Origin of the sequence: Thalassospira sp. (genome assembly GCF_040218635.1) — a bacterium.
In the GTDB taxonomy this organism is placed as follows: domain Bacteria; phylum Pseudomonadota; class Alphaproteobacteria; order Rhodospirillales; family Thalassospiraceae; genus Thalassospira.
The window spans coordinates 44,778-59,575 of record NZ_JAVJRB010000012.1; the positions used below are offsets into that span (position 1 = coordinate 44,778).

A 14,798-nucleotide genomic window follows, 5' to 3' on the forward strand; every position below is an offset into this window, starting at 1 on the left:
ACCTGAATATGATCAGGCAACTGGTTGCGGTTGCGCCATTACGCCTGATCATATGTGTTGGACTGTTGCTTGTTGCTGGACTTGCAGAAGGTGTCGGTATCGTTGCGCTGTTACCTGTGCTGACCATTGTAACGGAAACAGGAAATCCCGATGGTCCAGCTACGATTGTGATCAACTTTCTTGAACAAATGGGCGTTCGTCCAACTTTGGGAGTGCTCTTGGCAGTTCTAGTGACGGGTATATTGGTCAAAGCCTTTCTCTTGCTGTTGTCTCAGCGTATTGTTGGTTATGCAGCAGCGGATTATGCTTATGAACTGCGCGATCGGTTGCTGAAAGCTCTAAGTTCGGCATCCTGGAGCTATTTTGTTCGTCAGAAAACGGGATCTCTGACCAATGCGCTGATAACAGAAACGGCACAATCTGCATCTGCCTACAATGCATTGAATAATTTCTTCGCTGTATTGATGCAGGTGTTTGTTTTCGTGATGATGGCCCTTTTGTCGTCATGGGAAGTGACTGTCGTTGGTCTTGGCGGCGGTTTTTTGATGGTGCTGATTTTAAACCGAGCTGTGGGCCGTGCAAGGGCGGCTGGCGCAAGACAAGCGAGGAATATGCAGGCGCTGACTACGCAATTCGCGGACAGTTTGCTGCTGGTTAAACCACTGAAAGCCATGGGTATGGCCAATCGGTTGAATGAGGTGGTTAGTCCTGACAGCAAGAAAATTAACGTTGCACAACGGGACTTGCTTATCGCTGTTGCATCGCTGAGTGTTTTTCAGGAACCTCTTTTCACTACTCTCCTTGCTGTGGCAATTTACGTCGCCATCAATTTTGGAGGATACGAATTATCTGAATTGTTATTCTATGGCATTTTGTTGCATCGAACCGTAGGAAAAATAGGACAGATGCAAATCCAGTATCAGAAATTAGTTGCTCAACAACCATATTTCTCATCCCTTCAGAGTATGCTCAAGGCCACGGAAGCTCAGGCTGAGCAGCGAGGAGGGCATCTGCCTCCTCCTATTGTATCAAAAGAAATACGATTTTCAGATGTCAGCTTTGCTTACGATGTAGCTCAAGAAAAAAATTCAGTATTTGCAGTTCTGAGTCATGTCAACATGACCTTCCCAGCCTATAAGATCTCAATGATTTACGGTCCTTCCGGTAGCGGAAAGAGTACTGCTGTTGACTTGTTGCTGGGGCTGTTTCGTCCCCAATCGGGTGCGATTCTAGTGGACGGTCAGGATCTAGCAGATACAAATTTGCAGGCTTGGCGAGATGTTATCGGCTATGTCCCACAAGATCTGTTTTTGTTGAATGATTCCGTTCGGGAAAATGTTGCCCTCGGGAACTCTGAATATAGTGACGATGACATTTGGCAGGCTCTGAAACAAGCCGATGCGAAGTCGTTTGTGCAGCAGATGGCTGACGGGTTGTACAGTTCCGTTGGTGAGCGGGGAAATCTTCTTTCAGGTGGGCAGCGACAGCGAATTTCCCTTGCCAGGGCGTTGTTGCGAAAACCCTCTGTTCTGATTCTTGATGAACCTACTTCAGCTCTTGATGCGGGATCTTCACTGCATTTTGCTGAGACGCTAGAAAAGCTAAAAAGTCTTGCTACTGTAATTATTATCTCACATCAGGAAAGCTTGATTCAGATTGCCGATTACCGCCACGATTTTGGTGTAATATCGCCAGTTTTGAGGGAAAAGACATGAAGACAATCATTGTCGGCCTTGGTCGTATTGGCAGCGAGAACGATTGTACCGACTTTGGATATTCCCGAAGCCATGTCGGCGCCCTTTACTTAAATGGGGGGTTCGAATTGGTCGGGGCAGTAGAGACTAACTTTGATAGAGCCTCTGCAGCACGTCAGCAATGGCGTTGGCCCTCGGATTTTCCCATTTCAGAAAGTCTGACTACATTCAAGGGTACTGAGCCAGAACTCGTGGTTTTGGCCACAGGTCCGAATGGCCGGGCTGATCTTGTACGACAGGCAATAGAACTTTCCCCACGCCTCATCCTCATTGAAAAGCCAGTCACAACAAGCCTAGTTGAGGCGGTTGAAATTAACCAACAGCTGGAAAAGGCAGGTATTGCAAGTCAGGTGATGTTTCATCGCCACTATGATCCACGACATTTGGCCTTGAAGGCTGAACTTGGCGAAAGTAGACCTCTTTTTGTACAGGCTCGCTACAACAAGGGGCTTTTCAATTATGGTAGTCATATGCTGGATCTATTACAAAGCCTGTGCGGTTCAATAGCGACAGTTCGTCATATACCTATGGACCGGGACGTTTCGGAAGCTATTGATCCGTCTTTGTCTTTTCATTGCTGCTTTGCAGCCGGAGGATCCGCTACGGTGCAAGGTATGGATAGAGTGCCCTATGACCAGTTTGAAATGGATTTATTTTTCAGCGATAAAGTCGTTCAGCTGAATAACGGGGGCTGCGAAATCCTAACTAGGCAAGTCACTGCAGATCTTTACTATCCGGGGTATGCTCATATGGCTCATCCTGAAACTCTGCAAACTGTTGCTGACTTAACTTCAGGCCCTGTGCGAGGTTTTGACGGTCTTTATACCGCAATTGCCAAGTTTCTTGAGTATGGCAAAAGTTTGTCTGGGTGTGATATGGGGGGCGCTGTTATTATTCAAGCAATCCTAGAAGCAGTTAAGGAGTCTGCTCGTCGGAAAGGTCAGGAAATTTCTGTTGAGGACGTTTTGCCGCCGGGCAATCATCATTTTTCGATGTGACGCGTTACAGTTCAAGCTGCTGCAGACGACTGGTAAGTCATGATACTATGATGTCTGTACAAAGTTCATATTGGTTCAGTCTTCTTGGAATTGAGTATGAAAAAACGTATTTTTGGGCTGGTTCAGGCAAGAATGGGTTCCAGCCGATTGCCTGGAAAAGTTATGAAACCACTGCTGGGAAATCCGTTGGTAGGCCATATATTTGATCGACTTGGAATGCTGCAGGGATTGGAAGGCATCATTCTGGCTACTACGTCTGATCGACGAAACTATCCGCTTGTTAAGTATGCAATGGAACGCGGGGTTGTTGTCCATCAAGAGACAGCAGAAGATGATATTACCGGACGCCTGTATCATGCCGCACACGCCTCGGGTGCAGATGCCATTTTGAAGGTTAACGCCGATTGTCCGCTTGTGGACATTCGTATTATGCAGGACCTTTTGAACAAGTTCTTTGATCAACCGGACATACATTATGTTTCGAACAAAATAGAATGGACTTGGCCAGAAGGTATGAGTGCTGAAGTTATCGCAACTTCTGCTCTTTCTTGGTGTGATGATCATCTTAAAAATGCCGTCGATAGGGAACTGGTTTGCAACTGGATCCGTGATCATAAAGACAAGTTTTCTCAGCTTTCAGTCGTAAGTCCTTTTAATTGGTATACACAGCTTCCTTCATTGGCAGTTGACACTCCCGACGATTTTGTTCTAGTCGAGAAGTTGTTGAAACTTCACGGAAATAGGGGGGAGGCGCTCGCCTTTGAAGCCATTCCTGCTTTGTTGAAAAGAATGAATAGCAAAAACCATGAATAAGCTCAATTTGCCCGCAATTCTGGGCGGCACCCCGATACGTTCTATTCCTCTTCCGCGTTACAACATGATTGGTGCCGAAGAGAAGGCTGCGGTGATGGATGTTCTCGATAGTGGGGAATTATCCGGTTTCGTTGCGAGTGCAGGTCCTGAGTTCCATGGCGGGAAACAGGTGCAGGCATTGGAAAAGGCCTTTTGCGAGAAGTTTGGCAGTCTGCATGCGATATCAGTAAATTCCGCGACGTCTGGTCTGCATTGTGCCTTGGCGGCCATGGGAATTGGTCCGGGAGATGAGGTTCTCGTCCCGCCATATACTATGTCCGCAAGCGCGACGACTGTACTGTTTACCGGTGCGGTGCCAATTTTTGTCGATGTTGAAGACAGTTATTTCTGTATTGACCCGGAAAAGGTAGAGCAAGCGATAACAGCACGAACGAAAGGGATCGTTGCTGTTAATCTTTTTGGTCAATCTGCCAACTTGAATGCTTTGCGAAAGATAGCAGACGAACACGACTTGTTCCTGGTTGAAGACAATGCTCAGGCTCCCGGGGCGTTGCACCATGAAAAGTTCACTGGAACTATTGGCGATGCCGGTGTCTTCAGCTTTAATCGTCACAAGACCATGCAATCAGGTGAAGGCGGTGTAGTCTTAACCAATGATGGCGATCTGGCATTGCGGATGCGATTGATGCGTAATCATGGTGAAGTTGTCGTGGGGGCGATGAATATTTCAAATATTGTCAATACGGTAGGGCTGAATTACCGGATGACAGAAATGGAAGCAGCAGTAGCAAGGATCCAAGTGTCAAGGCTAGACGCTCTGAATGCGCCCAGAATAGCTCTTGCCAACAGGCTAACAGAGGGGCTTCAAACTTTGGATGGCATTATGCCTCCGCAGATTGCCGAAGGTAACTCCCACGTTTATTATTTTTATCCTCTGTTATTTGATGCGTCGCAAACAGCCCTTTCAAGAGAACAATTTTGCAAGTCAGTAGAAGCCGAAGGTTTTACCCTAAGAGCCGGTTACGTTAAGCCATTGTACCTTGAGCCATTATATCAGCAAAAGATTTGTTTTGGACGGGAAGGTTTCCCATTCTCCGCTAACACAGCTAACAGAAATCTAGCGTATGAAAAGGGGATTTGTCCGGTTGTAGAAGATCTTGCTGAAAACCGGCTGATGGTTACAAACATAACTTATCCACCGCTAACGATCTCGGATATGGACGATTTCGTCGAAGCTTGCCGACGGGTTCTTGCCCATGCTGAAGACATTATTGATGCCGGGATTACTTAATGAAACCTATTCTGTTTGTTGTTGGACAGGCTGCTACAGCCGCTTATCTGTTGCCGCTGTGGCGGCGATGGATGAGAGAGGGGAAATACCGGGAACAAGACTTGGCATGGAACATTGTCATTAATGACGTCGTGGCCAGATACCTTGAACGAGAGAATGTCTCCGACATGCCGATTATTCTTGATCACGCGGACCTGTCCTTGCCAGAAATGTTCTCTACAAGTGAATATTGTATGGTTATGTCTGCAAGTTTTGCCCCCATCGAACAAAAATATATAAGACGAGCTCGTAAGGGGAACATACCGGTCGCCCGGATCATTGATACTTGGTACGGATATCATCGTCGACTAGTGGAAAGCAGTGAAGAACTTTCCTCTGGGGATAAGGTTCTTGTTATTGACGAATTTGCATTCCAAGAAGCTCTGGCAGAAGGGATAGCTCAAGAATATCTTGAAATAGCGGGGCAGCCTGCTTGGGAGAGCATTGTTGAAAAACCGCCCCAGAACATGCGTGATATCCTGTTTATCAGTCAACCAGTAGAACGTTTCTATGGGCAAAGCCTTGGTTACACTGAAAAAAGCGCATGGGAGGAATTTCGAAAGGCAGTCTCGGATTACCCCAACCTTTTTGACAAGGTCTATTTCGCACCTCATCCCGATGATGATATGCAGGCACCTGTGCATGACGACAGAGTTATTGTGGTAACCTCTGGTCTTCAAGCCCTCAACCATGTTGGAACTGTGGTTGGTATGTTTTCATCTTTAGTAACAGATGGCCTTTTGGCAGGGAGGAGAACTATCAGTTTTCAGCCAGATGCTACTGGACCTGATCTTTGCGCGATGGGTCGGGTAGGTATCATCACAAGGGCGACAACCACACAAGAGTTGATTAAAGCACTACAACATAGAGATAATACTCATCTGGAAAGTCTGAAGTCTGTCCTTGTTGGCAGTACAGATCGGTTAGCGGATTTTTGCCGTGAGTTCATCAAAACGAACATGAAGAAGCCATGAACAATATTGCTAACTACGATATTTCAACTATGGTTTTACGTCCGGATGGAGTGGAAGGTTTTTACTGGCCAATTCGGAACGACGAGCTGGTTATTCTTCGGGACCATTTCCTCCAAGGTCTAACTGAATTTGTGCACGGGAATAGTCTTTCGCAAGAAGAGAAAGAAATGGTGATTTGTTTTTTCTCTATTGTAGGAGAAGTAAGTAAAGTTTGGAAAACTCAAACTTTGATCCGCCGTGCAGAATCTGATGGAAAAACGCCTGTCTTTCCTAGCGTCGCAGCATTTTCAAATGCATTGAATTGCGGCCAGAAATTTCATTCAAACAGCGTCCATCAATTGCTGGTAAAAGGTCTTCCTGAACAGCCTGAATGGAAACAATGGTTGCGTTGTTTTCGCAGCATGTGGAAACGTGAACCTCTTCCCCAGTCCTGTCTTTCTTTTGTCGACCTGAAACAGGATACTGTTTCGATTGCAACGGGTCAAACCATAAGACTTCATGCCCAAAAGACTGATGAGCCGGTGAAATACTTGCCGTTGCGATATTGGTTTAGTCCGCTCACAGCACAAGAACTCAATTTTGATAATGCTCGATATAAGGACATTGCAGAATCTATTGTCAATATAGCTTCAAAGTCCTTTGAAGAAACGGGTGAAGCTCTTTCTGAGACTGGGCGTGACTACTTACTATGGTGGTTGTGTCAAGTATATGCCTATGGTCAGGGGTATCTGAACCGCATATCGCGCAAACCCGAAACCATCCCTTTGAAACTCTGGCGCGGGACAGGAGGCTTGTTTTGGGGGCGTCTGTTAAGTATTGCAACACGCAGGGCAGGCGGCACGGTCACGGGGCATGATCATTCTCATGGTCAAGGAGCTTGGAAAAGTAGCAGTGATAGCTTAGTAGAATATCCATTTTGCGATGAGTTCTATGTGCATACTGATTTGCAAGTGGAAATGTCTAAGCGAAATTTGCGCGAAGAATATTGTTTCCCTGTTGTTCCTGTTCTCAAATCATTGGCGCCAAGTGTATCGGTCAATAAAGGCTACAACAAATACACGAAGCGGAACCCTTCCTCGAGGAAAGTACTGTCGGAGATTAAACATCCTAAGATTATGTATGTTGGAACGTTATATAACCCAGAGATGGTGAATTTTTCTCCTTTGGTACCTATGCAGATAATGGTTGATTGGGAAGCACGGCTTTTTGCGAAGTTTGTATCGTGGGGGTGGAGGGTTATTTATAAGCCTCATCCAGAGAGTAGTATAATGCCGTCCAATGTACTTTGGGAGCATCCCATGATTACTTTGGAAAATCGAAGATTTGAATCTGTCTGCAATGATTGTGACATGTTATGGTTCGCTCAGTCTAATTCATCTTCATTCTTACATGCTTTATACAGCGATAAACCTATTACCATAGCAAATACCGATCACAATCCTTGGCACGAAGAAGCCAAAAATTTGGTTGAGAAACGGTGTGTTCTGGCAAGCATTGACATGAATGAGAGTGGTCGCTTTATGACGGATTGGCACCGACTGCGCCAGGAGATTGAAGCCAGCTTTAGTCGGACAGATAATTTGTTCCGTGACGCGTTTTTTTTACGATAAATCAGGAAAAGATGATGACCGGAAACGGGAATGATCGCAAAAATTCATTGCTGAAAAGATTTAGCAATCAATATATTAAATCGAAAACTGGATCAGTGTTAACCACATTGCCGCCAGTGCCAAAAAACATGATGGTAGAGCTGTCAAATGCTTGCAATCATGCGTGTATTTTTTGCACTAGTCCAAACATGACCCGAAAGATTTCCCGTATCAATAGTGGGTTGCTGGACGACATTATGCGCCAAGGGCGTGAAATCGGCGTTGACGAAATCGGATTCTATACGACGGGTGAGCCTTTCGTGCACAAGGATCTAGAAAAATTCATCGCGCGGGCTAGCGAGTTGGGATATCGGTATATTTACATATCCACCAATGGTGCCCTAGCGACACCTGACAGGGCAAAGAAAGCGATTGATGCAGGGTTGAACAGCATTAAATTCTCGATCAATGCGGGGACAAAAGAGGCGTATAAACTCGTTCATGGATATGACGACTGGGACAAGGTCATGTCCAATCTGAAGTTCATTTCATCGTATCGGAAAGAAATAGACCGTCCTTTAAATTTGTTCGTAACGTATATTGTTACCAAGCAAAGTGCCCCCCAGATGGAGGTGTTCAAAGAAGAAGTTTCCCATCTAGTTGATGAGATACTTTTTCACCCAGTGCATAATCAATCCGGCCAAATGAATGATACTAAAGATAAACTGAGCGTTGAACAGGCTCAGAAATCATTCAAAACGGACAATATATGTATGATGCCTTTTAATCGGCTGCATGTAACATGCGAAGGTTTTCTTACGCTTTGTTGTGTGGACTACCAAAACTACTTGGTCGTTGGTGATTTGCAAAAACAGAGTCTTCTGGACGCTTGGGGTAGTCCTGTTTTTCAAGATATGCGGCAGCGTCATCTGGATCAGAATCTAAAAGGAACTTTGTGTGGAAATTGCTGGCTCGGTTGCAAAGATAAAATTGATCCGGTGACACCAGAAGCCGCGACCATTCTTGAAATGCCGAACTTTTACGAGGAAACGGCGGAAAAAGTCCAGGAACGCATTGAAGGAAAATCGAAAAAATATAGCTAAAGATATTAATTAATTTGGTGAGTGGAAACATTTACTTGGTAAATCTACTCTACATATTCTTACGGCACTGAAAAATGAGCCGGATTGTTTGGATACACAGGCAATCATGTTTTCGTTGCTGTTTAGCAATGGCCCGTCCCAGTGGAACCATCTGAGTCCTTTGTTAAAAGGGGAAGCTACCCCAAAATCAAAAAATAGTTGTCCGGTGCTGGCTTGGCTCAAAGATTCTTTTGATGCGACATGCTTATGTAAGCCATTCACAAATTCTGTCGGTGTGATGTTCTCAGAAAAGGGCCATGTATCATCACTTCCTTTGGTGAGGTTGAGGGCCAATGTTCCTGTACGTGGGGAGATCCATACAGGTTCAGAAGTGCCTACGCAGGGATTGTGGTAATAGGAACCTGGAATAGGAATAGCTCGACGGTCACCAGATTGAATTAGAAATGTTACACACAAAATCATTGCAACGGCAGCAAATAGTGGAATTTTCCAAGCAAAGTTTGTCGTGAACTCGCCTTCCTTTTCTTTGCCAAAGAAAACCCAAATTTGTTTGGTACCGGTAGCTACCAAAAGAGCATCTACCGGAATGGTGACAGCAAATATCCGGTTACCACCAAAAGGACTTAGGAAAGGAGAAGAAATTAAAATACCGGCTGTTGACCAAGCTAGTAGACCAAAGTGGGGGCGACGGAAATGGCGAATAGAAGACCCAATACCTACGAACCAAGCTAAAATAAAAAATGCCCTTAGTGGTGTAAGCGCTGACTGATCTTCATCGATATAATGCAGCAACAGCTGAAGATGATTAATTCCCCCTTTTATATAGTTTTGTAAAAAGGTGATCGGGTTAGTAACGATGTTGTCGATTGCGATGAGGTAAGCTGCCTTAATTGCATCGACGGTAGCGCCATTTTCAAAAATCTCCGGGTGTTCGTTAAATACCCGCAAATAGTTCATCGGCGTTCCCTGAGCATTGCTGGAAAGTGCATAAAGTATATAGGAAAAATTGGACTGTGACTGTTCTACCCCCCCATCTACTAGCCAAGCAATCAATGGAATAAAGGCAAAAGCTGTAGCTATTCCTACTGTGGCTGCAGTTAACACTTTCCAGCATCTGTCAATATTAGTGGAGATCAACCATCCGATCAGTGCCGGGAAAATGAACATTGCACCGCTTCGGGCTTGCATACCAAGGCACAGTAGGAAAAAGACGAGAGCGAGGCACGAAACATTTGGTCTTTCAGCTTGCTGCCACATTAGTGCGAAGGCGAGGCAACCCAAAATCAAACCGATGTTTTCCGTGAGAGTAAGTCCGTTGCAATACTGTGCCGCAAAAAGGAAAAGTACTAACCATGCTGATATTGTCGCGCTAGTGCCACAGCTACGCCAAATGTGTGAGGTAAAGTACATTACGGCAAGAGATAAAATCACAGCCTGAGTGAGCAATGCCGATGCAAGGTTAGTATTTGAAAGCCAGAGTAATATCGAGAGAAAGACTGAGTAGAAAGGACGCATTGTGCATGCTGGATTGATCGCATCGGAATGAATAAATTCCAGTGCACAAGTATAGTACCCACCTGCATCATTCCAAGGAATTAAGCCGGCGAGAGCATTTGGGTGACTAAACCCACTCCATGATGGGATGATTGTGGTGATTGGGAATGCAATGATCGCTATAGCGACAATCGCCAAACGTTGGGGATAGCTCTGTTCTAAGCTTAAAGCTAGTGTTTCCCGCAAGGAAATGACAATGGCAAAAATTACGCAACCCCAAGATATCAAAACAATAAATGGGTTAAGGATGTTGTCAAAATTTCCCAAGGCGCAGCACATTCGTAGTGTTTATGGTAGGAGAGATTTGATACATATCATAGAATAAACTCTAGGCAATGTACATTTAGGACATCCAAATAATTGGTAACGTATGTGTCAATTGATTCTGCGTGTTCAATGTCTATTAAAGATAATTCGTTTTAGAGAACATGCAGTTTCCATAAACATTTTACAGCGACGGAAATCATGATTACAGGAACCGAATATTACGTTTTCGATAAAAATGCGTCAGACTTCTCTCTCGACGCTGCGCTTGAGCAGTTTAAACGAGAAGGATTCGTAGTTCTCCGCAACAGCTTTCCCGCTGAGCAACTGATCGAACTGCAGCAACAGGCAGAATTGGTTATGTCACGGCCTGCTCTCAATGGCACCCGGGGATATTACTGGAAGCATCAGAAAAAGGTTTTTGATGCATTCATGTTAGGTCGCTCCGCAGTGCACGCGATTTTGAATGAAGATATTATTCATCTTTCAAAACGATATCTTGGTAGTGAAATTAATCTAGTTGAGTGTTTTCTGAAAAGGGACGAGTCGTCAGGAGAGGTTTACTTCCCTTTCCATTCTGACTTCCATATTGGATGGAAGGCGAAGGATATTGTCGGCCCCTTGGAGCAAAAAGACTTTGACAAACCGTTTGCTACAGGCGCGATGGTTTATTTGCATGATACAGTTGATGGTGCCTTTTGTTACGCAAAGGGAACTCAGCATCTGCCACCGGTAGAGCAGTCAACGCTTGCTTGCCGAACAGCTGAAGAACAACAATTAATCATGGACAATTTGGTTCGAGTTGAAGGTAAAGCTGGCGACATAGCCATTTTTGATGACCGCGGCTTTCATGGCCCTGATCAACCCTACATATCCGATAGAACTGTACTTATTTATGACTTCTACAGTCAAAATTTCTTCGGAGATTTTGTCAAAGCAGAAATGCCTATATTTGTGAGTGATCTAGGTGGTCTTTCCGAGTTGCAGAAAAGTGCATTGGGCTTTGATGCCTCGGTTGCTTTTGAGTATGACGATTATCATGTCCATCTGTTCCCCCGCTATCATCCTCGCACATATAAGATGTTGACACTTGTGATGAACATCTGCAGAAAAGTGGCCCGCCTGCGGCGTCAATTGTCGTTACGCTTGAGCAGGTTGCGAAACTGAGAAAAAGAGTTCAAGCAATGTCAATGGCACGTAAGTTGTCAAAGTTTCTTCCAGCGGGAAGGCGGGAGCAATTACGCCAAAAATGGCACCGTTGGCAAGCTGACAGAAGGTATTTCCAAAGCGGTGGTACCTTTTCTCATGATGTCATTTTGCAGTGCGACATTGCCGAAAAGACAATCAGTGTTAATGGTAGGTCACTGCGTGTTTCGGGTACGGTGCGATCTGAACGCGAGCGAAAGCGCTGGATTGGTTTCGCCGAAGACAAGAATGACTTCTGTGTCGATTGGTACGGTCAGCTGTCTACGAAAAGTATGTTGTGGGATATAGGGTCTGCTAACGGTCTTGAGGGGTTTCTGGCTTGGCAAGCGAGTGGTTGTAAGGTTGTTTTCTTTGAACCTTTTACCCCGAGTATTGAGAGTATATTGAAAACGGGATCTTGGTTGGCTCGAAAACACGGTAGAGACACGCTGTTTGGGGCCAGTGGGGATATTGAGGTGGTTCAAGCAGGCGTTGCTCCTGTTAGTAAATATGACAGGATTGAAACCCACGGCTTGCCAGTTGCGGGGACAACGAACAATTCTCTGGCAGACAGTAAAGACCTATACTGTTATGGCGGTCGACAGGGTGTTAAATCTAGTGTGTGCCAATGGTTACCTTTTGTTGCTCTTGATGATATGGTTGCTCTACACGGATTTTCTTTGCCTACCCACATGAAGATTGATGTGGACGGTTTAGAGTTAGGGGTTCTAGAGGGGGCTGTCGATATTCTGAAAAGTGGCTCGATCGAGAGTTTAGTTGTCGAAGTAAATGGACAGAACAGGGAAAAGGTGCCTGAGTTTCTAGAAAGATATGGATACCACAAGACAAACGAGTACCGCCATATTACAGGTGAATTTTATACTGCAGATTATCTTTTCGAGAGATAGTCACTCAAACTTTGCGATTTTTATTGCTGAAGCCATGTCTCAATGGTCTTGGCGACTAATGAATAACCCTCTACAGAGTAGTGCGATCCCTGAAATCGGAAAAGGCTGTCTCGGTTATCCGCTTGGCGTAATACTGGCCGAAGGTCGAGAATCTCAAAACCCGACTCTCGCGCTAAATTCAGTGCCAGATCATTGTTCCGTTGATGATAGCTTGGTTGTGCCTCAAATACAGTTTGCCAGCCGGGCTGATAGACAAAAACTAATCGAATGCCATGTTGTCGAGCTGTGGCAACAGCCTCGTCAAATACGCGTTTCAATAATGTGAAGTCGGGAGTTCCTGTAGGGTTGGTAGCTCCAAGTTGATACCGCAACAATCCAAGTGCAAGCATTTCACGGAAGTTAAACTCATTAATGAAGCTTTCCTTCAAGGGGGTCGTGCTTTCCTGAGCCTCTTTCGCTTGAAGGTAGCCGTCTTCTGAGAACTTCAATAGGAACTGTTGAATTGTATCCTGCTTCTGCAATAAGTTCTGTGAGAAAGAGGGGGTCTCAACATACCTTCTTAGAATTGAGTTTTGCTTTTCCCAGTTCAAATCTGATGGGAAATCGTTGCCGTCATAATACATCCATAGAGCGGTTTGGGGACGGTGGGGTACGACATACTCCTTTAGCGTAGCCAACTGCAGGAGCGGACCGTCTCCATACTGTCCAAAATTAAGAACAGATAAGCCGAAGCCACGTAACTTTCCGGCCGTTTCCTGACCGTCGGGAACACAGGAGCCTATGGTAAATGAATCTCCTACCATGGCAATATCGAGATCGGTTACAAGATAGTCTTGTTCGCTATTTCTAAAACCAAGGTGATCGGCCTCAAAGTTGATCCAGTAACCTCCTTCCCGACAAAAAACAACTTCACGATTTGCAACCCCGTTGATGGGAAGTAGTATTTCTCCTCCAATCTCAAAGCCGCCGTCAGAGTTTGCCTGAGGGTACCAGTTGTAAGGGGATGCATAGCGCATCGCTGCGGGATTGGTTTTCCTTGCCCGTGCAATCGCGTCTACTGTTGTCAATCGCTCTACGCTATGTCCAAGTTGTGTATCGAGAATGTCGAACTGTTCTGTAACGGTGGTCGGACGCGCAGAGTAGCGCAAGATGTGTAAGCCGAATTCGAGGGTAAAAAGCCCTACAACAGAAAAGAATGCCACCAGAATGATGTTAATAGCGATGTCTTTCCTGCCGACAAATAAGGTTGAGAAAGCTAATAAAGAAATGATTAGAAAGACGCCAAAATTGACAAAAAAAGCGTATCCGTCAAACAGATAAATTTCTGGTTTCAGCGTTGATCTGACAACAAGCAATCCTGACCACCCGATAATCGCAGCCGCAACGAATATCATTCCCCATCTTGATTTAATGTATTCAATCATTACCAATTACTTTATTGAGCCAAGCGACCGAAAACAGCTTGTAAACATTAGCTGGAAAGTCGTTAAATGTAACTTCTATACCAAATTTTTATCGTGCACTTGTGATAGGCACAAGAGATTTCTATCCACGATACCAGTGGTCAGATTCTCGGGCGGCTGGCATGAGAGTGATTGATCCTTGAAACTTTCCTGTGCTGGATGGTATACAGCATCCGATTGTCAAACACCCTCCTTTATCCCATCTCATGGGATTTGCCGGAAAGTCCGTAATATGCATGAACATCAACAAGAATTCTCTAGGCATAAGGCTCCGGGCAATAGAAACTTCGGCTTTACTGTTGGCGGTATTTTTTTACTGTTGGAGGTTTGGAGGTACTGGTCTTCCGGTGATGTAGATCTCTTTGGTATGTTTTTGTTGGGTATAGGCGGGGTTCTTGTCGTTGCAGCCGGTTTGGTGCCGCGAATTTTAACTCCGTTTAACCGAGCTTGGATGAGGCTTGGAGACGTTCTGTTCAGGTTTGTCAATCCAGTTGTCATGTTTCTGATGTACAGTGTTGCTATTGTACCAGTTGCGCTGATTGTGCGTTTTGCAGGTAAGGATCTGTTGAATTTGAAACGGGATGATGAAGCCAAAACTTACTGGATTGAACGGAACCCTCCGGGGCCCGAACCCGACAGCATGAAAAACCAGTTTTAGGAAAACTTGATGTCTATTCTTAAAGAGCTCTGGGCGTTCATGCGCCATCGGAAGAAATTTTGGCTTATGCCTGTGGTGCTGATCATGGTCTTGTTCGGTGGGTTGATTGTCCTTGCGAAGGGGACAGCAGTAGCACCTTTTATCTATACGTTGTTTTGATCAAGTTTGAGCCTTTGCGAGCAAGGACTGCTTTATCCTCAAGAGA

Annotated in this window: 13 protein-coding genes; 11 read left to right on the forward strand and 2 right to left on the reverse strand. The window is 45.1% G+C overall.

Features of this window, described 5'->3' with window-relative positions; genetic code table 11:
• The first annotated feature begins 8 nt into the window (after nucleotides 1–8).
• The 7 genes from RIC05_RS14075 to RIC05_RS14105 all read left to right on the forward strand — a co-directional run bounded on the left by RIC05_RS14075 (nucleotide 9) and on the right by RIC05_RS14105 (nucleotide 8,561).
• On the forward strand, nucleotides 9–1,715 hold the full coding sequence (locus RIC05_RS14075) for an ABC transporter ATP-binding protein (RefSeq protein ID WP_350045375.1): 1,707 nt from the start codon (nucleotides 9–11) through the stop codon (nucleotides 1,713–1,715).
• On the forward strand, nucleotides 1,712–2,752 hold the full coding sequence (locus tag RIC05_RS14080) for a Gfo/Idh/MocA family protein (protein ID WP_350045376.1): 1,041 nt from the start codon (nucleotides 1,712–1,714) through the stop codon (nucleotides 2,750–2,752). Before RIC05_RS14075 ends, RIC05_RS14080 begins: the two co-directional genes overlap by 4 nt.
• Before the next feature lie 96 nt (nucleotides 2,753–2,848).
• On the forward strand, nucleotides 2,849–3,565 hold the full coding sequence (locus RIC05_RS14085) for a cytidylyltransferase domain-containing protein (RefSeq protein ID WP_350045377.1): 717 nt from the start codon (nucleotides 2,849–2,851) through the stop codon (nucleotides 3,563–3,565).
• Nucleotides 3,558–4,856, forward strand: coding sequence for a DegT/DnrJ/EryC1/StrS family aminotransferase (locus tag RIC05_RS14090; RefSeq protein WP_350045378.1), 1,299 nt, complete (start codon nucleotides 3,558–3,560; stop codon nucleotides 4,854–4,856). The genes RIC05_RS14085 and RIC05_RS14090 overlap by 8 nt, the downstream gene beginning before the upstream one ends.
• Complete coding sequence (locus RIC05_RS14095; protein WP_350045379.1) at nucleotides 4,856–5,869, forward strand: hypothetical protein; 1,014 nt, start codon at nucleotides 4,856–4,858, stop codon at nucleotides 5,867–5,869. Before RIC05_RS14090 ends, RIC05_RS14095 begins: the two co-directional genes overlap by 1 nt.
• Nucleotides 5,866–7,479, forward strand: a complete 1,614-nt coding sequence (locus RIC05_RS14100; RefSeq protein ID WP_350045380.1) for a hypothetical protein — start codon at nucleotides 5,866–5,868, stop codon at nucleotides 7,477–7,479. The genes RIC05_RS14095 and RIC05_RS14100 overlap by 4 nt, the downstream gene beginning before the upstream one ends.
• 14 nt (nucleotides 7,480–7,493) lie before the next feature.
• The gene (locus RIC05_RS14105) at nucleotides 7,494–8,561 is read left to right on the forward strand and encodes a radical SAM/SPASM domain-containing protein (protein WP_350045381.1); all 1,068 of its coding nucleotides are present in this window, start codon (nucleotides 7,494–7,496) and stop codon (nucleotides 8,559–8,561) included.
• 9 nt (nucleotides 8,562–8,570) lie between these two features.
• Here the strand turns inward: RIC05_RS14105 and RIC05_RS14110 are convergent, their stop codons facing one another.
• Entirely contained in the window at nucleotides 8,571–10,382 is a 1,812-nt protein-coding gene (locus RIC05_RS14110; RefSeq protein WP_350045382.1) for a hypothetical protein, read from the reverse strand.
• A gap of 198 nt (nucleotides 10,383–10,580) precedes the next feature.
• On the opposite strand from RIC05_RS14110, the gene RIC05_RS14115 reads away from it, so the two are divergent.
• Together RIC05_RS14115 and RIC05_RS14120 are read left to right on the forward strand one after the other, a co-directional pair.
• Complete coding sequence (locus RIC05_RS14115; RefSeq protein WP_350045383.1) at nucleotides 10,581–11,546, forward strand: phytanoyl-CoA dioxygenase family protein; 966 nt, start codon at nucleotides 10,581–10,583, stop codon at nucleotides 11,544–11,546.
• A gap of 23 nt (nucleotides 11,547–11,569) precedes the next feature.
• Nucleotides 11,570–12,472, forward strand: a complete 903-nt coding sequence (locus RIC05_RS14120) for an FkbM family methyltransferase (protein ID WP_350045384.1) — start codon at nucleotides 11,570–11,572, stop codon at nucleotides 12,470–12,472.
• Nucleotides 12,473–12,492: 20 nt separating this feature from the next.
• On the opposite strand, the gene RIC05_RS14125 is transcribed toward RIC05_RS14120, so the two are convergent.
• The gene (locus tag RIC05_RS14125; protein ID WP_350045385.1) at nucleotides 12,493–13,896 is read right to left on the reverse strand and encodes an SGNH/GDSL hydrolase family protein; all 1,404 of its coding nucleotides are present in this window, start codon (nucleotides 13,894–13,896) and stop codon (nucleotides 12,493–12,495) included.
• A gap of 271 nt (nucleotides 13,897–14,167) precedes the next feature.
• Between RIC05_RS14125 and RIC05_RS14130 the strand changes: the two genes are divergently transcribed.
• Both RIC05_RS14130 and RIC05_RS14135 read left to right on the forward strand, forming a co-directional pair.
• Entirely contained in the window at nucleotides 14,168–14,593 is a 426-nt protein-coding gene (locus tag RIC05_RS14130; protein ID WP_350045386.1) for a hypothetical protein, read from the forward strand.
• Nucleotides 14,594–14,602: 9 nt separating this feature from the next.
• Nucleotides 14,603–14,752, forward strand: a complete 150-nt coding sequence (locus RIC05_RS14135) for a DUF5989 family protein (RefSeq protein WP_350045387.1) — start codon at nucleotides 14,603–14,605, stop codon at nucleotides 14,750–14,752.
• Nucleotides 14,753–14,798: the final 46 nt, after the last annotated feature.